Raw genomic sequence first — 20584 nt, forward strand, 5'->3', positions numbered from 1 at the left:
GCCGCTGCTTCAGTGCCAGAACTCCAGGAGCGGCCAGGCGACGGCGAAGGCGGTCACCAGGCTGACCAGGGTCAGGGGGATGCCGAAGCGCACGAACGTCGTCGTCGTGTACCGCCCGGGTTCCATCACCATCAGGTTCGACTGGTGGCTGTAGGGATTCAGGAAGGTGAACGAGATGCAGGTGCCGACCAGGACCAGCAGCAGCATCGGGTTGAGCCCCATCGAGTTCGCGATGGCGATGGCGACCGGGGTGAGGATCGACGCCGCCGCGGCATTGGTCACGAAGTTGGTCAGCAGCGCCGTGCCGACCGCGATCACCGCGACCACGGCGGGGACACTCCCCGACGACAGCGCGATGATCCCGTCGGAGATGTAGCCGCCCAGGCCGCTCTGCACCACCATCACGCCGAGGCCGATCGAGCCGGCGATGATCGCCAGGATGTTCCAGTCCAGCGCGCGGACCGCCGAGCGCGGGGTGAGCACCCCGCACAGCACCATGCCGACCGCGCCCGCCGAGGAGATCAACTCCACCGGGGCCAGGCCGAACGACGCCGCCAGGATCACCGCGAGCAGGATCGCCAGCGCGATCCAGGTCTTCCCGGTCTGCGGCGCCTTGCCCGCGGCGTTCTGCCACAGGCCGACCTCCGGATGATTGTTCAGCACCTCGCGTGACGACGTCGAGACGTACACCGTGGCGCCCGGCCGGGCCCGGGTGTCGCGGAATCGCTTCTTGGTCTCGGCGGCCACCACGAGCAGGTCCTCGTCGTCCTGCAGATCGCGGATACTGCCGGAGTAGCCGGTGTCGAGGGTGACGGCGAAGAGGTGATTCGGGGCGAGCCCGAACCGCGGGCTGGCCCACAGCATGCGCACGCCGCGGTCCGTGCAGCGGTAGACCAGGATATCGCCCTCTTCAATCGGACTGTCCGGGACCACTGATTCGCCCCAGCGGCGGACGTCGATCAGCTCGTACTCCACGGTGCGCGCGATCCCGACCTCCTCGGCGGTCTTGCCCAGGGCGACGGCCTTGCCGGATACCGGGATCTCCGCGCGCCAGGTGAGTTCCTTCTTCCGGACCTTCGGCTTGCTGCGGAGCAGGTAGCGCGAACTGACGACGATGGCGATCCAGCCGATCACCGCGACCGGGGCCGCGATCGGTACGAACGAGAACATCGACAGCTTCACGCCGTCGCTCTCTGCCATACCCGCGATGATCAGGTTGGAACTGGTGCCGATCAGCGTCATCGATCCGGCCAGGGTGGTCGCGTGGGCGATCGGCAGCAGCACCGAGCGCGCCGGAATGCCCGAGCGCTGCTGCAACTCCTTGGTGGCCGGGATCAGCATGGCGACGATCGGGGTGGTGTTGATCAGGGAGCTGATGAGGCCGACCGGCGGGATCAGGCGAACGAGTGTCTGGACCGGCGTCTTGACCCCGGCGAGCAGCCGGAACGTGACCCGGGAGACCACCCCGGTGGCCAGCACGCCCTTGGCGATCACCAGCATGGCCGCGATCGTGATCACGCCGCCGTTGCTCACGCCGGCGAACAGCTGGGCGGGGGTGGCGATACCGATCAGCCCGGCGGCCACCAGGGCCGTGATCAGCGCCAGGACCGCGGGCACGCGGCCGCTCGTCATCGCGGCGAGGGTCGCGAGAACGATGATCGCGGTGAGGAGCGCCATGGTTTGCCATTCTGAACCATGGGCGACCGTCAGGTGTCCAGGATCTGAACGAACGGGACTTCCGGAGTGGAAGTCAGAGCATGACGCCGGGGTTCAGCAGCCCCTGCGGGTCGAGCGCGTGCTTGATGGTCGCGGTCAGCTCCATCACGTCGTCGCCGAGCTGCGCGGGCAGCCAGCCCTTCTTGAGACGACCGACACCGTGCTCGCCGGTGATAGTGCCGCCCATCTCGACGGCCAGGCCCATCACCTGGTCGAAGGCGAGCTGAGCGCGTCGTGCCTCGTCGGGGTCGGCCGGATCGAACACGATCAGCGGGTGCGTGTTGCCGTCGCCGGCGTGGGCGATCACCGCGATGGTGACGCCGTTGTCGGCGGCGATGGCCGCCACCCCGTCGACCAGGTCGGGCAGCGCGGGCAGGGGGACGCCGACGTCTTCCAGCAGCAGCGAGCCCTTGCGCTCGACGGCCGGGATCGCGATGCGCCGGGCCTGGGTGAAGGCTTCGGACTCGTCGGGGTCGTCGGTGGCGAAGACCTCCCCGGCGCCGCAGACGCGGAAGGCCTCCTCGATCAGGGTGATCTCCGCGGCACCGGCGGGGCCGGGCGCGTCGGACTGGGCGATCAGCATGGCGCCGGCCTCGCGGTCCAGGCCCATCTTGAGCACGTCTTCGACGGCGTTGATCGACGTCGAATCCATGAACTCGAGCATCGCCGGACGGGTCTGCGCGGTCACCGCGATCACCGCCTGGCTCGCGGCGCGGACACTCGGGAAGATCCCGACCACGGTGCTGGCCGGGGCCTGCGCGGGGAGCAGCCGGACGGTGACCTCGGTGATGATGCCGAGCAGCCCCTCGCTGCCGACGAACAGGCGGGTCAGCGAGAGCCCCGCGCTGTCCTTCAGCTGCTTGCCGCCGAGCCGGACCGCCCGGCCGTCGGCCAGCACCACCTGCATGCCGAGGATGTAGTCGACGGTGACGCCGTACTTCACACAGCACAGGCCGCCCGCGTTGGTCGCCGCGTTGCCGCCGATGGAACAGATCTCGAACGACGACGGGTCCGGCGGATACCAGAGGCCGTGCTCGGCGGCCGCAACCTTGACCTCGGCGTTCAGCATGCCGGGCGCGCAGACGGCGGTGCGGGTCGTGGTGTCGACGGTGACGCCGCGCATCTTCTCGGTGGTGATCATCAAGGCGCCGTCGACGGCGGTGGCGCCGCCGGACAGGCTGGTGCCCCGGCCGCGGGTGATGATCGGGACACCGTGCTCGGCGCACCAGCGCACGGCGGTCTGGACGTCGTCGGTGGTGCGCGGCCGGACCAGGGCGAGCGGTGTGCCGGCCTCGGGATCCTGTGCGCGGTCCTGGCGATAGGCGGCGAGGATCTCCGGGTCGGTCACCACCATGCCGCTCGGGAGTCGTTGGCTCAGTTCGCTGACGTCGGGCATGCGGCCAGGGTAGTGCGTCGCCGGGGTCAGCTCGCCGCGATGAGCGCGATTCCCATACCGCCCATCACGACGGCGACGACGGCATCGAGCACGCGCCAGGCCCGCGGGGAGCGGAACAGCGGCGACATCCGGCTCGCGCCCTTGCCGAGTGCCACGAACCACAGGACGCTGCCCGCGCACGCGCCGAGGGCGAAGACCCAGCGCAGGGTGGATCCGTGGCTGTTGGCGAGCGAGCCGATCAGCACCACCGTGTCCAGGTAGGTGTGCGGGTTGAGCCAGGTCATCGCGGCCGCGGTGCCGAGGACCGCCCACAGTCCGGCCGACGTCGCCGCACCGAGGTCCGGTGCGGCGGCCGCCGCGACGGGTCGCACGCAGCGTCTGGCGGCGAGTGCCCCCAGCACCAGCAGGTAGGCGCCGCCGAGATAGCGGAGACCGTCGACGACGCCGGGATGCGAGGTGACCACCGCGCCGAGTCCGGCGGTCCCGGCGAGGATCAGGATCGCGTCGCTCACGGTGCACAGCGCGATCACCGGCAGCACGTGCGTCGCGGTGAGGCCCTGGCGCAGCACGAAGAGGTTCTGCGGGCCGATGGCGGCGATGAGGCCGAGGGTGGTCGCCAGTCCGGTGGCGGCGACGAGGAGCGCGGTGTTCACGATTCTCGACGCTAGGTCCGCGGTTCTGCTGAGTCCAGCGAATGATTTTGATGAAACATTAGAATGATTGATATGGAGCTGAGTTCGGACGGATTGCGGACCCTGACGGCGGTGGTGCAGGAGGGGTCGTTCGACGCCGCGGCCACCGCCCTCGACCTGACTCCCTCGGCGGTGAGCCAGCGGATCAAGGCGCTCGAGCAGTCGGTGGGTCGCGTCCTGGTCCGACGTACCAAGCCCGCGCGGCCGACCGTCGACGGCGAGATCCTGCTGCGGCTCGGCCGGCAGTGGCAGCTGCTGGTCGACGAGGCCGGAGCCGAGTTCGCGTTGCAGGAGGCCGTCGCCGACGACCCGCGCGACCGGCCGCGCGTGGCCGTGCGGATCGGGTGCAACGCCGACTCGCTCGCGACCTGGTTCCTGCCGGTGCTCGCCGACTTCCACCGTGCGCATCCGGTGACGGTGGAGGTGCGGCGCGACGACGAGAGCGTGACCGCCGACCTGCTCCGGTCCGGCGACGTGATCGGCGCGGTGACCTCCGATCCGATCGTCGTGCGCGGCTGCCGGACCCTCGCGCTCGGCGCGCTGCGCTACTTCCCAGTGGCATCGCCCGAGTTCGTCGCGCACTGGCTGCCGCACGGGCCGGTCGCCGCCGATGTCGCCCGGGCCCCGATGATGATGTTCGACCAGAACGATGCGGTGCAGCGGCAGACGCTGGCCCAGCTGGCGCCGATGGCCGGCCGGCTGTCGCCGCCGGTCAACCTCATGCCCGCGGCGAGCGAGTACCGGCGGGCGATCGCGGCCGGCATGGGCTGGGGCGCGATCCCGCAGACGGAGCTCGACGATCCGGTGATCGGCGCGGGTCTGGTCCGGCTGTCCGACGAGCCCATCGACGTCCCGCTGTACTGGCAGCACTGGGGCCTGCGGTCGCCGCTGCTGGGGGCGTTGACCGAGCTGGTGGTCGTGCATGCCGCCGTCGGACTGGTACCGGTGTCCGAGAGTTCATCTACCGGTCGGTAACGGTCGCTGTCCGGACACTCCGGCGTCGCTGGAAGTTCAAGTGACACCGGAAAGCTGGCCGGGTGCGACATTCCGGACCCGATCCCGCTTCCGCCCAGTTCCCGCCCCGCCGCTCGGCCGGCGTCTCCCGGCGCACCTTCGTCGGTGCGGCCGGTGCCGGAATCGTCGGCGCGGGCCTGGCCTCGGCGCCACTCGCCGCGGCGCGGCCGGGTGGTGCGGTGTTCGCCCACGGGGTCGCCTCCGGCGACCCGCTGCCCGACCGGGTGATCCTGTGGACCCGCGTCACGCCGACGCCGGACGCGGCGCCCGGGTCGGGGCGCGGAGCCGGCTCGACGGTGCGGTGGGAGGTGGCGACGTCGCCGTCGTTCCCGTCGATCGTGGCCGCCGGTACCGCCTCGACCGACGCCTCACGCGATCACACGGTGAAGGTCGACGCCGGCGGGCTGTCGCCGAAGACGTTGTACTGGTACAGGTTTCGCGTGCTCGACGGCCCCGCGGCCGGGGCGGTGTCGCCGGTCGGCCGCACCCGGACCGCACCGGCCACGGCCGACGATCTTCAGCGCGCGACCTTCGGGGTGGTGAGTTGCTCCAACTGGGAGGCGGGGTACTTCGGCGCGTATCGCGAGCTCGCGAAGAAGCCCGGGCTCGACGCCGTCGTGCATCTCGGCGACTACCTCTACGAGTACGGGCCGGGCGAGTACGGGGGTAAGCACGGACCGGTGCGGCGGCACCAGCCCGCGCACGACATCGTGTCGTTGGCCGACTACCGGATCCGGCACGCGCAGTACAAGACTGATCCGGACCTGCGGGCGGCGCACGCGACTCACCCGTTCATCTGCACGTGGGACGACCACGAGTCGGCGGACAACTCCTATGCGCGCGGCGCGGAGAACCACGATCCGCGTACGCAGGGGTCGTGGGCGGCGCGCAAGGCGCACTCCGAGCAGGCCTACTACGAGTGGATGCCGGTGCGGCCGCAGGTCGACGCGGACGGGCGGCACGTCTACCGGCGTCTTCGCTACGGGAATCTGCTCGAGTTGTCCATGCTCGACCTGCGCACCTACCGCGACGTGCAGCCGTCGGCCACCTCGTCGGCCGTCGACGCGCCGGGTACGACGATCACCGGCCGTGCGCAGATGCGCTGGCTGACCGGCGGGATCGAGACCTCGCCCACCCGGTGGCAGATCGTCGGGAATCCGGTGATGATCTCGCCGATCCTGCTGCCGCCGCTCGATCCCGAGCGTGCCGCGATCCTCACGGACCTCCTCGGGCTGCCGCGCGGCGGGGTGCCGTTCAACACCGACTCGTGGGACGGCTACACCGCCGACCGGCAGCGGCTGCTGACGGCGATCGAGAAGAGCGGCCGTCGCAACGTCGTGTTCATCACCGGCGACATCCACATGTCGTGGGCGTGCGAGGTGCCGCGCCGGCCCGCGAACTACCCGGCCGGCGGCAACGCCGCGACCGAGTTCGTGGTGACCTCGGTGACGTCGAACAACCTCGACGACACGCTCTCGGTGCCCGAGCACACCCTCGGCCGGCCCGCCTCGGCGGCGCTGATGGCGACCAACCGGAACACCCGCTGGGTCGACACCGACGCCCACGGCTACGCGGTGCTGACGGTGAGTCCCGCCGCGGCGCAGATGGATTGGTACTTCGTCGCCGACCGGGCGGTGCGGAACTCGCCGTTCCGCCACGCTCAGTCGTGGCGGGTCGCCTCCGGGACGCGGCGGCTCACGCGGGTCGCGGGTCCCGCCTGACGCTGCTGACTCGCGTCCGGACGAGGGAACCGATCCGCCGCCTCGTGCGTCTAACTCTCCATGGGGGATGTAGCGACGACGACCGCGATCGATGACGACCACGGCGAGGGCGGCGCCGTGCACGGCGTCTATTCCCGCGCCGAATTGGAAGCGCTCGGACTCGATGCGCGCGAGATCCGGCGGATGGTCGCGGCGGGCGAACTCGAAATCGTGCGCCGGGGCTGGTACGCGACGCCGGCTCACGACGACAGGGTGCACGCTGCGGTGAAGGCAGGCGGAGTGCTGTCGGCGCTGCGCGGGTACGGATTCTGGCTGCCGCCGGGGTATCCGGAGGACCATCGCCGGATCACCCGTAACGCCAAGGCCGACAGTGGGTGCCGGGGGTTCTCGCCGCTGGCCGCGGGCCGGGTCGGGGTCGATCCGGTGGTGATCGCCCTCGAATGCGCCGCCCGCTGCATGAGGGAGGAGGGCTGGATCGCCGTGTGCGATTCGGTGCTGAACACCTGGAACGTCTCCGCCGAGGAACTGCGCGGCCGGATGGGGCACCTGCCCAAATATGTGGTGGCGATGTTCGGCAAGACCGATGTGAACTCCCAGTCCGGCACCGAGTCGATCGCGCGCGTCCGGCTCCGGGCGCTTCACTTCTCGGTGGTCGTGCAGCCGCAGATCGCCGGCGTGGGCCGCACCGACCTGCGGATCGGCCGGATTCTGATCGAGTGCGACAGCAGACAGCACCACACGAGTCTGGAGTCGTACCAGAACGACCGGACCCGCGACCGCAAAGCGGTGGTCGGCCGCTGGATCACGCTGCGGCTGACCTATGACGACATCCTGTTCGGCTGGGACGAGGTGGTCGAGGACATCCGCGCGATCACCGCGAAGGACCGTCACCGCCACCGTCCGGGGCGGACGGCCCGGTCTTGCTCGTCGGTCACCCCCGAATGCTGACCCACGAGGGACGATTCCCCTCGTGACCCGATATTCGAGGGCGGCCGACGAGGCATCCGTCGTGAGCCGCGCCCATCCGCGGGTGAAAAGCGGAAAACCCCAGATCAGAGCTTCTCTGAACCGGGGTTCTTCGTGGAGCCGATGACGGGAATCGAACCCGCACTCTCAGCTTGGGAAGCTGATGTTCTACCACTAAACTACATCGGCACTGCCGGGTCTGTGCCCTGCGCAACACACAGTAGCAAACGCCCGGAGGGGGCCGCGCGGGGCCGTGTGGGGGCCCGCAGAACCGCTGGTCGGCGCGCCGGGAGGGGGCTCGATCCGATAACCTCAACAGCGTGCTGCTCTCCGATCGCGACATCCGCGCCGAAATCGAGTCCGGGCGTCTGGGGATCGATCCCCACGACCCCGCGATGGTGCAGCCGTCGTCGGTCGACGTGCGGCTCGACGGGCTCTTCCGGGTCTTCAACAACACCCGGTACACGCACATCGATCCGGCGCAGCGGCAGGACGAGCTGACCTCGCTGGTGGAGCCGGCCGCCGGCGAGCCGTTCGTGCTGCACCCGGGTGAGTTCGTGCTCGGCTCCACGCTCGAGGTGTGCACGCTGCCCGACGACCTGGCCGGCCGGCTGGAAGGCAAGTCGTCGCTGGGCCGCCTCGGCCTGCTCACGCATTCCACCGCGGGTTTCATCGACCCCGGATTCTCCGGGCACATCACGCTGGAACTGTCGAACGTCGCGAATCTGCCGATCACCCTGTGGCCGGGCATGAAGATCGGTCAGCTCTGCCTGATCCGGTTGTCGTCGCCGGCCGAGAACCCGTACGGCTCGGCGAGCGTCGGCTCCAAGTACCAGGGCCAGCGTGGCCCGACGCCGTCCAAGGCGTATCTGAACTTTCAGCAGTGAGCAGCGATGACCGAACCGACAGCGCCCCGTCCCGACTGGATCGGTGACTTCTCGATCCCGGACGACGCCTCCGGGGCGGTGCTGGCGCTCGACTTCGGTCCCGGCGGCATCTGGGCGGCACGACTGGCCCGTGACCTGACGGTCGAGCGGGCGATCGTCGAATCGCGGATCACCCCGGCCGTTCTCGACGTGCGGATCGCGTCGTATCTGCGCGACGCCGAGCGCGTCCCGGAGTCGACCGACCCCGCGGTCTTCGCCGAGCTCCGCGACATCTGCCGCCGCGCGCGGCCCATGCTCGTCGCGCGCGACAGTGCGCTGCTCATGGGGACCGACCGGCTGCGGCTGGTGACCGTCGACCTCGACACCGTCATGTGGGCGACCGTCCCGGAGGTCAACCGCGCCCACGGGATGATCGTCGAACTGGCCGGCGACGACCCGGTGGCCGCGGTGTTCCTCGGCCCCGGTACCGACGAGTGGCCCGGCCTCTGGGAAGCGCTCACCGAGCGCGGCTACGCCATGCTGCTCCCCGAGGACGAGTTCCCGGAGACCTTCGCCGGCGACGAGGAGTCCACCGCCTTGTTCGAGGCGGTCGATTCCGGCGCACCGACCGCCCTGGCCTGGGGAGCCGCTCCCGACGAGGACGGCGAGCCGGCGGCACCCGCGCGCCGGAGGTCCGTGCGCCGCAATCGCGTCATCGTGACCGTCGCGGCGGTGGCGCTGGTCGCGGCCGTCGGTGCCGGTGTCGCGGTGGCGACGATGTCGAACCACGACTCCGGTCCGCACGCCCCGGTCACCGAGGCCGCCGCGTCGGCCTCGGGCACGCCGACCACCACCGAGGACGACACCCCGACCACGGCCGAGCCCGCGGACATCCGGGCCGCGCGCGCGGAGATGAAGCGGTACACCCCGCCGCCCACGACGACGTCGAAGTCGTCGACGGCGACGGTCGCCCCGACCGGTCCGAAGCCCCGGCCCCGTCCGCGGCCGGACAATCGCCGCACCATTCCGAACCCGATTCCCGGCCTGCCCCCGATCGTCATCGGCTGAGCGCTCGCCAGGAGCTTGGCTTCGACTCAGCCGGGCCCGAGGGGCCCGTCTGGTTCAGCCGGCGTGGTGAATGGCCGGTCGGTGTGACGGACGGCGGCTGGTGGCTCGGGCCGTCGTGCGGCGTGGGTAGACGTCAGCCTGGTGGGGCGCTGTGGCGGCCGACGTGGTGAGTTGCGGGTCGGGTGACGAGCGGGCGCCGGGCTGGTGTCGAGGGCCGTCATGCGACGTGTTCAGATGCCGGCTTGGTGTGGCGCGGGCGGTGGGGACGGCGTGATGAATGCCGGGCGGTGTGGTGAGTAGTCGGCAGGCTGGTGTGGCGGGCCGTCGTGCGGCGTGTGGGTCAGGAGGCCTTCGGCTTCGGGCACTCGCTGGTCGCGGGGACGCCGCGGAGGCGGGCGTCGAGCCAGTCGAGGACACCCGGATAGCCGATCAGCGCGGCCGACAGGTGCTCGCCGAGCACCTCCCGGTAGGTCGCGTTCGCGCCGAGCCGGCACTGCTCGGCGTAGAGGTTCCGGGCGCCCTGCGCCGGGATCCAGATCTCCTGCGCGCCGTGATAGATGTACAGCGGCACGGCCGACTTCTTGTCGGCCATCTGGGTCACCCGGTAGATGTGCTCGGCCACCGCGGAGTTGAACGGATCGGGGTCGCTCGACAACAGCTGCGCCGGAAGCTGGAACGGAGCGGCGAGGCCGTAGCTGGAGCCGCACGAATCCTTGAACGTCGACGTGGCCAGCTGCGCGCCGAGGTTGTTGGCCATGTCCAGGATCTCCGGCCGTTCCCGGGCGACGCCGAGGGTGGCCGCGAGCATCACGCCCGTCGCCACGTTCTCGTTCATCGCGCCGGCGAGCATCCGGAAGTCGGCGGGCACGCCGCCGAGGGCCGCCCCGACCATCCGCGGGACCAGATCCGGCGCGTAGTCGGCGAGCACCTTCGCGGTGCCGTCGGTGGCGATCGCGCCGCCGGAATAGCCGGTCACCGCGACCCGGCTGGCCGCGTACTTCGCGGGCGCGTACTTCGCGGCGGCCCGGATGGCGTCGAGCACGATGTGGCCGGCCATGGTCGGCTCGGCGTAGGCCTCGCGCGGTCCTTCGTGGTCGGGCACGATCACGGTGTAGCCACGGGACAGCGCCCACTGCGTGGTCGGCGGGAACAGGTCGGTCTGGTTGGTCTTGTCGGAGAGGCCGTGGGCCAGGGTGTAGCCGGCGGTGCACTTGACGCCGAGACCGTTGATCGGGACGTTGTTCACCAGGATCGGCCGGTCGCCGGGCCCGTGCCACGCCTCCCGCGGCTCGATGACGGTGGCCGTGCCGAAGATCGGCTGGCCCTGGACGTCCGTGGAGCGGTACTTCAGCATCGTCGCGCGGGCGATGGGGACGGTCACCAGGAATCCCGCGGTGCCCGACACATCGCGGGTCGCCAGCACGTCGCCCGGCTTGCGCTTGTCCAGCCCGGCGGGCCACCGGTCGAACATCGGATCGCCGACCGGTGACGGCAGGACGGCATTACGCAGTTCGAGCGTCGCGTGGCTGTAGCCGGGCGCCTGTGCGCGCTGCGGGATGGTCTTCAGCGTCGGGATCGTGGCCGGCGGCACGATCCGGTCGACGCCGTCGATCACCTGGCCCGGGAGGGGTCGAAGATTCGGCGGGGTGGCCTGGGCGGTGTTCGCCGGACCCGCGGGGCCGGTGGGATCGGCGGAACTCGGTGAGGCCGAGGCGGCCAGCAGGATCGTCGCGGTGGCGGCGCAGGCGAGGCTGCGGAGGACGGGGCGGCGCATTGTGTCAACGCTATCGTCGGATGACGTCGGTGACGCGCGTCGGACGGTCTCGATTCGACGACAGTTTGAGACTGATGTGGCTGATGTGATTTGGACGTCAAGGTGCCGGGTTTGGTGTCGTGCACCAATCGGGCAGGCGATTTCCGGACCGCGCGACGATTCCGCCCGCGAGCGGTCGCGAGTAGCGTCGTGCGCGTGCATAGTCTGCGAACTTCCGTGTTGTCCCTCGTCGCCGCGGCCGCTGCCGGAGTGGCGGGCGCGATCGCGCCGGTAGCCACGGCGGGAGCCGATTCGTCGTGCGGACGGCTCACGACATCGGTCGCCGTTCCCGCGCGGACGCCGGTCGCCGACTGGTCGGAGAATCTCGCGTACGACGCGCAGGGCGACCTGTGGGTGACCAGAGTCCTGCGGGGGACGGTCGACCGCTACTCGCCGTCCGGCCGGAAGACCGGATCGGTCGCGGTGAGCGAGCCGGGTGGCATCGCGCAGGGGCCCGACGGGCTGATGTACGTCAACAGCGGCACCAGCCCGCTCAATGAAATCCCCGGCGGGCCCCGGCGCGGGACGGTGGTCCGTTTCGACCCCCGGCAGGCGGCGCCGAAGGCGCACGTCTTCGCCCGCGGATTCACCATGCCGAACGGTCTGACTTTCGGGCCCGACAGGGCGCTGTACGTCGCCGACAGCGGCGCCGGTCTGTTCCGGGTCCGTCCGAACGGGTCCATCGATCGGGGCTGGACGGCGCGTGCGCCGAAGGCGATGGCGCCCGGTCCGCTCGCACTGTCCTACGGCACCAACGGCATCACGGCGGTCGGCAGCCTGCTCTACGTCACGACCACCACCAGCGCCACCGGGCGCGTGGTGGTCGTGCCGATCGGCGACCCGGCGGCCGCCAAGGTTCTCGACCTCACCGCGCCGCTGCCCGGGACGCTCGACGATCTCGCCTTGCTGCCCGATGGGCGCCTAGCCGTCGCGAGCGCCACCGGCCGGCTGGTCGCGGTGAACCCCACGACCGGGGTGCGGTGCACCTACGACGTCGGGCAGCCGGTCACCTCCGTCGCCGTCGATCCGGCTGACCCGCACCGGCTCACCGCAGGCACCGAGTCGGGAGATGTTCTCTCCCTTCGTATTCGTTAGCGCGCCGTTCGATTCCGATGCGCGGGCGCGACGGGCGGGACACTTCCCGGCCACCGCGCGGCGGCGTCGCGTTCACGCTCGTATGCCACCATTCCGGCGTGACCGACAACAGTCCCCGGCCGGTCGATTCCGGCCTGAAACGACGTTCCCTTCTTGCGGGTGCCGCCGTCGCGGGTGCTGCCGCGACGCTCGGAGGTGGCCGGATCGGGATCGGAACCGCCTCGGCCGCCACGCACTTCACGTTGCCGAAAGGCGCCGATCGCCTCCATGTCCTCGTCACCGGCGACGCGGGCACCGGCGAGGCGCCGCAGTTCGCCGTCACCCGGGCGGCGCGGGAGATCCACGCGCGTAAACCCTTCGACATCGCGTTGGGGCTGGGCGACAACATCTACGAGAGCGGCCCGAACGGTCCGGACGACGTCCAGTTCCACACCAAGTTCGAGAAGCCGAACGCGAGTCTCGACTTTCCGTGGCTGATGGCGCTCGGCAACCACGACAACTCGGCGGTCTTCCCCGGTGACGGCGGCTGGCTGCGGCGTGGCGACGCCGAGGTGGCCTATCATCGCCGGTCCCGGCGCTGGTACATGCCGTCGAGGTACTACTCGGTGGACCTCGGCGTGGCCGAGATCTTCGTGCTCGACGTCAACCCGCTCGCCGCGTACATTCCGCCGATCCTGTCACCGGAGTGGGAGCCCGGCGGCCGGTACATGACGGAGCAGGCGCGCTGGCTCGATCGCGGACTCCGCGCGTCGACGGCGCCGTGGACCATCGTCTGCACGCATCACCCGTACGCCAACAATGGTCCCCACGGTCCGGCCGGCGCCTTCGACGGCCTGCCCGCGCCGCTCAACGGCCAGTGGCTCAAGGACTTCCTCGAACGGCATGTCGCGGGCCGCGCGCACTTCCTGTTCTCCGGGCACGACCACAGCCAGCAGGTGCTCGACGCGGTGCCCGGACTCAAGGGCACCCGCCAGATCATCGCGGGCGCCGCCGCCAAGACCGTGCACGCGTCGTCGTCCCGGCGGTTCCGCGCGAGGTACGAGAACTACACGGACCGTGGATTCATGACGCTCGATGTGGAACCGGCCGCGGTGACGCTGACCGCCTATCAGGTGGCGGCCGGTCGCGCCGACGCGCGGAAGGCGTTCACGACGGTCTATCGCCGCTGACTCGCTCGCCGGTCAGTGCTGGATGTCGAGGTCCAGCCCGCGCGGGGTCAGCGCGAACACGACGAGTGCCGCGACGGTGAGCAGGATCGCGCCGACCAGGCCGACCTGAACCAGCGACTCGGTGAACGTGGACCGCGCTGCCTCGGCGAGCTCGGGCAGGTGGCGTTGCTCGGCGATCTCCAGCGCCTCGGCGAGGGAGTTGTCGGCTCCCGGGATCGGCGAATGGAGGCGGCCGGCGAAGATCACCGCCGAGATCGTGCCCAGCACGGCCACACCGAAGACGTTGCCGAGGTCGTAGGCGGTCTCCTCCAGCGCGGCGGCGTTTCCCGCCTTGTCCTGTGGGCTGCCGGACATGATCATCGCCGAGCCGATCGCCAGGGCGCCTGCGCCCGCGCCCTGCAGTCCCATCGCCGCAGCCACCCACCCGAAGCCCAGCGGCGCCGGTGCGAGGTAGAGGAGGGCGAAGCCGGCTGCGGGGAGCAGGAGGGCAAGTGTCATCACGACGCGCGCGCCGAGCATGTCGGTGAGCCATCGGGCGAACAGCGAGGTGACGATCGCGCCCGCCGCGAACGGAAGGAGGCGGTAGCCGGCCGCCAGTGGGGAAAATCCCTCGACCAACTGGAGCCACTGCGCCAGGAGGAGCAGGCCTCCGCCCATCGCGACCATCGAGAACAGGGCCGCCAGGATGCCCGCGGTCAGCTGGCGGCGCGTGAAGAGCCGTACGTCCAGGAGTGGATCGGGCCGATGCAGGCAGCGCAGGACGAAGGCGGTGAGCAGCCCGATCGACGCGATGAGCACGATCCACGCGGGGGCGTTCGCCAGACCGTCGGTGACGAAGTGCTTGCCGAACTCCTTGATGGACCAGACCAGTGCGGCCACGCCGGCGATCGACAGCAGCGATGAGAGCGCGTCCCACCGTCCGGTCACCGCGACCCGGGATTCGGGCAGCAGGACCGCCGCCGCGACCAGCGCGATGACCATCGGCGGGACGTTCACCAGGAACGCCGCGTGCCACGAGAAGTGTTCCAGCAGAAGGCCGCCGATGATCGGACCCACTGCGGCACCGGCGGCCGAGACCGCGGCCCAGACTCCGAGGGCGAGAGTCCGCTCGCGGTTGTCGGTGAAGATGACGCGCAGCATCGACAGCGTGGTCGGCATGATCATCGCGCCGCCCAGGCCCAGGAGGGCGCGGAGGGCGATCACCGCGGCGGTGGAGTCGGCCCACAGCACGAGCAGTGAGGCCAGGCCGAAGAGGGCGAAGCCGATCATCAGCATTCGCCTGCGGCCCCAGCGGTCGGCGAGACCGCTCATCGTGATCAGCGAACCGGCCAGGATCAGCGAGTACGCGTCGACCATCCACAGTTGGCCGGTGGCCGACGGATGCAGTTCCGCGCTGATCGACGGCAGTGCGACGTTGAGGACCGTCAGGTCCATCACGACGGTCAGCAGCGCGAGAGACAGGACGGTGAGCGACGCCCAGCGCCGCCACGGCGGCAGTTCGTCGCGCAGGGTGCCGTCCGGCTTGATCGCGGGGGCGTCGAGGACGTTCACTTCGGCTCCATCAAGGTGCGGGTGAGGTGTTCGAGGAGGGCGAGATCGAGGGGCTCGTCGTGCAGGGCGGCATGCATGCAGGCGCCGTCGACGAAGACCGCCAGCAGGCGCGCGGTCGTCGGGTCGGTGAAGGTGCTCAGGAGGGTCACCAGGCCGTCGAACCAGCGACGGCTCAGGGCGACCAGTTCGGGTCGTGCGAGGGCGCCGATGTAGAGCGCGACCTCGGTGCGGACGCGGTCGGTATCGGTCAGATAGTCGTGGAAGAGACGGGCGACGGTCTCCGGCGACCGGTCACTCGCCGCGAGCAGGTCGGTCGTCTCGGCGAGATCGGCGTCGACGCCGGCCGCGAGGAGTTCCAGCGCCGCGGCGGTCAGGTCGTCGAGGGAGGCGAAGTAGTAGGTGGTGGATCCCAGCGGGACGCCGGCCTTCTGGGCGACCAGTCGGTGGGTCAGCTTGGCGCCGCCGTCTCTCAGCAGGTCGGCTGCGGCGCCGACGATCTGCTCGCGGCGGCCGTTCGGATCGCGCTTGGGGGTCGACACGATGGCATCTCCTGTCCTGCGGTGCACCTGTACAAACGTACATGTACATTTGTACAGGTGCAATGGAGCACGTCAACGGCACTGTTCCGGATGCGGCTTCAGATGGGCACACGTCGTTCGCCCGGCTCGGCCGGCGGGTGGCGCACTCGGCCGGCGGGCGGCGGCTTCCAGGCGCCGAGGCCGGGTCACGACCCCTATCGGCGGGCGAGTGGGGTTACGCGGTGTCCGCGGCGTGCTCGCTGTGGCGGCGCGCCTTAGCGATGGCGAGGTAGTCGTCGAGCTGGCGGCCGAGTTCGCGATCGAGTGCGCGGTTCAGGGTGTTGTGCGCGGCGATACGGCCGGTGAGGCGGAGCTGGCGGACGAAGGTCATCGCCCAGTCCTCCTCTTCGTCGCTTTCCGGGATCCAGCCGTCGAAGCGGCCCTCGGTGATGGCCGCGCGGCCCGCCGTGATGAGGGTGCGGGCGGCGACCTGAAGGTCGTCCTCGAGCCGGCGCTGCAGGCCGAGGATGTAGGTCAGCGGGATGCCGATGGCCATCAGCGAGCGGTAGGCGTCGAGCGTGTCGGTGTCGGTGGCCAGGTACTCGTCCCCGTCGAGCTTGTTGACCAGACCGAAATCGATCAGTCGCTGCACCACGTCCGGATCGTCGGTGCCGAGTTGCTCGCGCAGCTGCGCCGCCGTCATCCGCTGGGTGGGCGTGCGCTGAATCGGCTCGGCGAGGAGGTCCTTCAGGCCGAGGACTTCGACCAGGTCGTCGCCCCGCTGCAGCCCGGAGATGAAGTCGTTGATGTGCGCCATCGTGAAGCCGCGGCCGAGCAGGTCGGCGATCACCCGCAAGCGCGCGAGGTGCTGGTCGGTGTAGATGGCGACCCGGCCGCGCCGGATGGGGCGCGGGATGAGGCCGCGGTCCTGATAGCCCCGCACATTGCGGACGGTGGTGCCCGCGGCCCGCGCCAAGTCCTCGATCCGGTATTCGGTCATGACGTCGATTGTGGCAGAGGCGTCGAGCGGGGTGGTCTCGACTTCGCTCGACCGTCGTGGGATTTCGCTCGACCGTCGTGGGATTTCACTTGACCGTCGTGGGATTTCGCTCGGCCGTCGTGGAAGTCAGGCGTCGACGGACAGTTCCGGGGAGTGGCAGCGGGAGACGCAGGGCAGGAAGTACCCGGCCTCGCGTTCGGGTTCGGTGAGCAGGCCGTCGCGGTGGTCCACCTCGCCGGCCGTGGAGTGCATCTTGCAGGCGCCGCAGAAACCCTGCTGACACGAGTAGGGCGCATCCGGGCGGACCGCGCGGATGGCGGTCAGCACCGACTGATCGGCGGGGACGGTGAGACGTTCCCCGGTCGAGTTGAGCACCACCTCGAACTCGGTGCCGTCGACGATCGGCGGCGGCGAGAAACGCTCGTAGTGCAGTTCGATGTCGCCGCGTCCGACGAGATGGGTGCGCAGCGCCTCCAGCATCACGACCGGGCCGCAGCAGTAGATCGCGAGGTCGGTCTCGCCGTGCGGGCGCCGCGTGGTCGGCCCGACCAGCTCGTCCATCGACGGCAGGCCGTCGACGTCGTCGGTGCGGACGGTCACCTTGTCGCCGTAGCGGGCCAGCTCGTCGATGAAGGGGATGGAGTCGGCGCTGCGGCCGGAGTAGATCATCGACCACTCGACGCCGAAGCGGTCGGCCATCGCGAGCATCGGCAGGATCGGGGTGATCCCGATGCCGGCGGCGATGAACCGCAATCGCGGTGCCGCGGAACCGAATCCGGGCAGCGCGACGGGAAAGGCGTTGCGCGGGCCGCGGATCGTGACGGTGTCGCCGACGGACAGGGTGTCGTGCACCTCGATCGACCCGCCGCCGCCCTCCGGGATGCGGCGCACGGCGATGCGGTAGGTACGACGGTCTCCGGGATCCCCGCACAGCGAATACGAGCGCATCCGGCCCGAGGGCAGATGCAGGTCGAGATGGGCGCCGGGATGCCACTCGGGGAGCACCGAGCGGTCCGCGGCCGCGAAGGTCAGCGCGATGACGTTCTCGTCCTGGGCCACCACCTCGCGCCCGACGATCTCCAGCGTGCGCAGGCCGTCGTCGGCGGGCAGCGGGCGCAGCCGTTCGAGCGCCCCCCAGAACGGGAACCAGGTCTTGCGCAGCCCGGTGGTCACCCGAAGCAGGGGATCACGCCGCCACCGGCCGTACAGGTGCGGCGGCTCGGTGGTGAAGCTCGTCGTGTGCTCGTGGAAGATGTGGTTCATCAGACCGCCTGCCGGGCACCCGGGGATGAGGCGAGATAGGCCACGGCCTGCGCGGTGTCACCGATGTCGGTGGGCTGGAAGGTCGGCCGGAAGTAGGTGAAGGTGGCCAGCAGGAGATGCCGGATCTTCGGCAGCACGTTCGCCCGCCCACCGCGCCAGTACCCGGTGAACTTGCCGATCATGCCGATGTTCACCGAGTCGTCCGAGTTCATGATGAAGCGGAAGCCGCGCACCAGGAGCAGGGCCAGGAACGGCAGTGCCAGGGCCATCGCCCGCGCCCGGTGGACCATGCTGTCCGCGAAATACGCCGCGGCGTCGTGCGCGACGGCGCGGTGCTCCACCTCTTCGGCGCCGTGCCAGGTGAACAGATCGGTCATGTTCGGGTCGGCGCCGGCCTCCGCCCACGAACAGTTCAGGGCGAAGTCGCCGAGGATCGCGGTGTAGTGCTCGATCGCGGCGATCAGCCACAGCCGCTCGATCAGGTGCTTCTGCCGCTGTTCCGGGGTGCCGCCGTCGCGCGGGCCGAGGGCGCGCCGGAAGATCCACTCCATCTGGTCGGTGTACGCCTTGGTCTCGATGCCGTGGCGGTTCAGCCACTCCACGACGGCCTTGTCGTGCGCCTCGGCGTGCATCGCCTCCTGCCCGATGAATCCGCGCATGTCGGCGGCGAGGGCCTCGTCCTTGATCATCGGCAGCGCCTCGTTGAAGGTCTGCACGAACCAGCGCTCGCCTTCGGGGAGAAGGAGATTCAGCACAGTGATGAAGTTGGACGCGACCGGATGGCCGGGGATCCAGTGCAGCGGGGCCGCCGAGAGGTCGAAGCGGACGTTGCGGGCGTGCAGCTCCACCTTGCCCGGATCGGTTTCCGGAGTGGACTGGTTCGGGTGCCGGGTCATCGTTGACTCCTGCCTTGGTCGGAACGGGGGAACGGCTACTTCGCGAGCTTGGCCCGGGCGGCGATACGCGACGCCCACGGGAAGAACCGGTAGGAGCGGTAGCCGAACTTGGCCTCCGGGGTCACCGGAACGACGGCCTTGTTGGCGAGGATGGCCTTCACGATGTCGCGTGCCACCTTGTCCGGGGTGAAGCCGCGGCGCGCGTAGAAGTCGTCGATCCGCTTGCGGTTGCCGGCCTCGTCGTCGACCCCGGCGATCTCGGTGGCGGCGGTGATGTTGGTGTGCACGATGCCGGGGCAGATCGCGGTGACGCCGATGCGGTGTTCGGCCAGCTCGGCGCGCAGCGACTCGCAGAACATCAGCACGCCGGCCTTGGTGGCCGAGTAGAGCGCCATGTCGCGCTGCGGGGTGAACGCGGATGCCGACGAGAGGTTCACGATGTGGCCGCCGACGCCGCGCTCGACCATCTGGCGGCCGAAGGCGCGGCTGCCCGAGATCACGCCGCGCAGATTGATCGCCAGGATGCGGTCGACCTGGGCGTCGGACGCCGCCAGCGCGGAACCGGCGAGTGCGATACCGGCGTTGTTGATGACGATGTCGGGTACGCCGTGGGCCGCGCGCACCGACTCGGCGAACTCGTCGACGGCCTCGGTGCTCGACACGTCGAGCGGGTACACACTGGTCAGGACGCCCTTGGCCTTGCACTCGGTGGCGGTCTCCTCGGCGCCGTCGACGTTGATGTCGGCGAGCACCACCTCGCACCCGAGCTCGGCGAGCGCGTACGCGGTTTCCCGGCCGATGCCGCTGCCCGCGCCGGTGATCACGGCCAGTTTGCCGCCGAGTCGTTGCGGCGGGCCGAGCCGGCGCGCCCGGTCGATGGTGTTCGGGGCGCTCGACGTGCCGTTCTCGATCAGGTCGATGAACTCGCGCGCGGTCGCGGCGACGTACCCGGGCTTGGTGTACGGCAGCCAGTGGCCGGTGGGGCTGTCCTTGCGCCAGAGCTTGCTCGCGTGGGTATGCGTGTACTGGTAGATCGCCGGGCGCAGCGCGATGTCGCGGTCGTTGACCACTTCGAGCACCGGTACGTCCGTGGGCCGCGGATCCGGGTGGGCCAGCTTCTGCCGGATGTTGGCGCTGTAGAAACGCAGGCCGGACACCATGTCCTGCTTCAGGGTGTCGCCGAGTGACACGTTCTCGCGCGGGGTGCCCTCGATGACGTGCAGGAACTCGGTCCACAGTTTCTCCGAGCCGACGGCCGAGAAAAACAGCTGCGGCAGTACCGGCAACTGGAAGAAGCCGGTGTACGCCGACGACGCGACCTGCGACAGGGCGCGGGCGAGGTTGCCGGGCGTCGGATGCGCCAGATTGGCGCGCGCCCACTCGCCGAGGTAGTCCAGGTTGGGGCCGGACACCGAGGTGAAGCTCTTGATGCGCTGCTGCGCGCCGGGCCGGGTCACCGCCTCCCAGGTCTGCACGCTGCCCCAGTCGTGCGCCAGCAGGTGGACCGGCCGGCCGGGGCTGACGGCGTCGATCACGTCGAACAGGTCGTCGGCGAGGTGCGTGAGCGCGTAGGCCTCGACCTGCTCGGGGCGGGTGCTCTCGCCGTATCCGCGGGTGTCGTACGCGATGACGCGGAGGTCGTCGCCGAGCAGGGGCGCGACGCGATCCCACAGGTGATGGGTGTCGGGCCAGCCGTGGACCAGGATCACCGTCGGCCGGTCGGCCTTGCCGGAGCCGGGGGAGTCGAGCTCGAAGACCGCGATCTCGACCTCGTCGTTCGACACGGTGGAGCGGTGCCAGGAAACCATGGGTGCATTCTCCTCTGGAAGGCCGGTTTCAC

Annotated in this window: 17 protein-coding genes and 1 tRNA gene; 7 read left to right on the plus strand and 11 right to left on the minus strand. The window is 70.3% G+C overall.

What is annotated here, in order from left to right; translation table 11 throughout:
• Positions 1-9: 9 nt before the first annotated feature.
• The 3 genes from MYK68_RS01970 to MYK68_RS01980 all read right to left on the minus strand — a co-directional run bounded on the left by MYK68_RS01970 (position 10) and on the right by MYK68_RS01980 (position 3765).
• Complete coding sequence (locus MYK68_RS01970; RefSeq protein ID WP_247866007.1) at positions 10-1677, minus strand: SLC13 family permease; 1668 nt, start codon at positions 1675-1677, stop codon at positions 10-12.
• 73 nt (positions 1678-1750) lie between these two features.
• Complete coding sequence (locus MYK68_RS01975; RefSeq protein ID WP_247866008.1) at positions 1751-3112, minus strand: FAD-binding oxidoreductase; 1362 nt, start codon at positions 3110-3112, stop codon at positions 1751-1753.
• Positions 3113-3138: 26 nt separating this feature from the next.
• Positions 3139-3765 carry a LysE/ArgO family amino acid transporter gene (locus MYK68_RS01980; protein WP_247866010.1) on the minus strand — a complete coding sequence of 209 codons (627 nt, stop codon included), beginning with the start codon at positions 3763-3765 and terminating at the stop codon, positions 3139-3141.
• Between the two features lie 72 nt (positions 3766-3837).
• On the opposite strand from MYK68_RS01980, the gene MYK68_RS01985 reads away from it, so the two are divergent.
• The 3 genes from MYK68_RS01985 to MYK68_RS01995 all read left to right on the plus strand — a co-directional run bounded on the left by MYK68_RS01985 (position 3838) and on the right by MYK68_RS01995 (position 7487).
• Complete coding sequence (locus MYK68_RS01985) at positions 3838-4779, plus strand: LysR family transcriptional regulator ArgP (RefSeq protein WP_247866012.1); 942 nt, start codon at positions 3838-3840, stop codon at positions 4777-4779.
• A 62-nt stretch (positions 4780-4841) separates the two neighbouring features.
• Positions 4842-6539 (plus strand): alkaline phosphatase D family protein, encoded by a 1698-nt coding sequence (locus tag MYK68_RS01990; protein ID WP_371308482.1) that lies wholly within the window; start codon positions 4842-4844, stop codon positions 6537-6539.
• 60 nt (positions 6540-6599) lie between these two features.
• Positions 6600-7487 (plus strand): type IV toxin-antitoxin system AbiEi family antitoxin domain-containing protein, encoded by an 888-nt coding sequence (locus tag MYK68_RS01995; protein ID WP_247866014.1) that lies wholly within the window; start codon positions 6600-6602, stop codon positions 7485-7487.
• A 133-nt stretch (positions 7488-7620) separates the two neighbouring features.
• On the opposite strand, the gene MYK68_RS02000 is transcribed toward MYK68_RS01995, so the two are convergent.
• A tRNA-Gly gene (locus tag MYK68_RS02000) sits at positions 7621-7694 on the minus strand.
• 131 nt (positions 7695-7825) lie between these two features.
• On the opposite strand from MYK68_RS02000, the gene dcd reads away from it, so the two are divergent.
• Together dcd and MYK68_RS02010 are read left to right on the plus strand one after the other, a co-directional pair.
• Positions 7826-8392, plus strand: coding sequence for a dCTP deaminase (gene dcd, locus MYK68_RS02005; RefSeq protein ID WP_247866015.1), 567 nt, complete (start codon positions 7826-7828; stop codon positions 8390-8392).
• 6 nt (positions 8393-8398) lie between these two features.
• On the plus strand, positions 8399-9439 hold the full coding sequence (locus MYK68_RS02010) for a hypothetical protein (RefSeq protein WP_247866017.1): 1041 nt from the start codon (positions 8399-8401) through the stop codon (positions 9437-9439).
• A gap of 340 nt (positions 9440-9779) precedes the next feature.
• Here MYK68_RS02010 and MYK68_RS02015 read toward each other — a convergent pair whose 3' ends face one another.
• Entirely contained in the window at positions 9780-11213 is a 1434-nt protein-coding gene (locus MYK68_RS02015) for a lipase family protein (RefSeq protein WP_247866019.1), read from the minus strand.
• A 216-nt stretch (positions 11214-11429) separates the two neighbouring features.
• On the opposite strand from MYK68_RS02015, the gene MYK68_RS02020 reads away from it, so the two are divergent.
• Together MYK68_RS02020 and MYK68_RS02025 are read left to right on the plus strand one after the other, a co-directional pair.
• A complete protein-coding gene (locus MYK68_RS02020; RefSeq protein ID WP_247866021.1) occupies positions 11430-12347 on the plus strand; it encodes an SMP-30/gluconolactonase/LRE family protein in 918 nt (305 codons plus the stop codon).
• A gap of 98 nt (positions 12348-12445) precedes the next feature.
• Positions 12446-13516 carry a metallophosphoesterase gene (locus tag MYK68_RS02025; protein WP_247866022.1) on the plus strand — a complete coding sequence of 357 codons (1071 nt, stop codon included), beginning with the start codon at positions 12446-12448 and terminating at the stop codon, positions 13514-13516.
• Between the two features lie 12 nt (positions 13517-13528).
• On the opposite strand, the gene MYK68_RS02030 is transcribed toward MYK68_RS02025, so the two are convergent.
• From MYK68_RS02030 to MYK68_RS02055, 6 genes are all read right to left on the minus strand, one after another.
• Entirely contained in the window at positions 13529-15067 is a 1539-nt protein-coding gene (locus MYK68_RS02030) for an MFS transporter (RefSeq protein ID WP_247866024.1), read from the minus strand.
• Positions 15064-15606: a TetR/AcrR family transcriptional regulator gene (locus MYK68_RS02035; protein ID WP_247866025.1), complete on the minus strand. Its 543-nt coding sequence runs from the start codon at positions 15604-15606 to the stop codon at positions 15064-15066. The genes MYK68_RS02030 and MYK68_RS02035 overlap by 4 nt, the downstream gene beginning before the upstream one ends.
• Before the next feature lie 214 nt (positions 15607-15820).
• On the minus strand, positions 15821-16585 hold the full coding sequence (locus MYK68_RS02040; protein ID WP_247866027.1) for a MerR family transcriptional regulator: 765 nt from the start codon (positions 16583-16585) through the stop codon (positions 15821-15823).
• A gap of 126 nt (positions 16586-16711) precedes the next feature.
• Entirely contained in the window at positions 16712-17848 is a 1137-nt protein-coding gene (locus MYK68_RS02045) for a PDR/VanB family oxidoreductase (protein WP_247866029.1), read from the minus strand.
• Positions 17848-18744, minus strand: a complete 897-nt coding sequence (locus MYK68_RS02050; protein WP_247866031.1) for a metal-dependent hydrolase — start codon at positions 18742-18744, stop codon at positions 17848-17850. Before MYK68_RS02050 ends, MYK68_RS02045 begins: the two co-directional genes overlap by 1 nt.
• A gap of 35 nt (positions 18745-18779) precedes the next feature.
• Complete coding sequence (locus MYK68_RS02055) at positions 18780-20552, minus strand: SDR family oxidoreductase (protein WP_247866033.1); 1773 nt, start codon at positions 20550-20552, stop codon at positions 18780-18782.
• Between the last annotated feature and the right edge of the window lie 32 nt (positions 20553-20584).

Origin of the sequence: Gordonia sp. PP30 (genome assembly GCF_023100845.1) — a bacterium.
Classification (GTDB): domain Bacteria; phylum Actinomycetota; class Actinomycetes; order Mycobacteriales; family Mycobacteriaceae; genus Gordonia.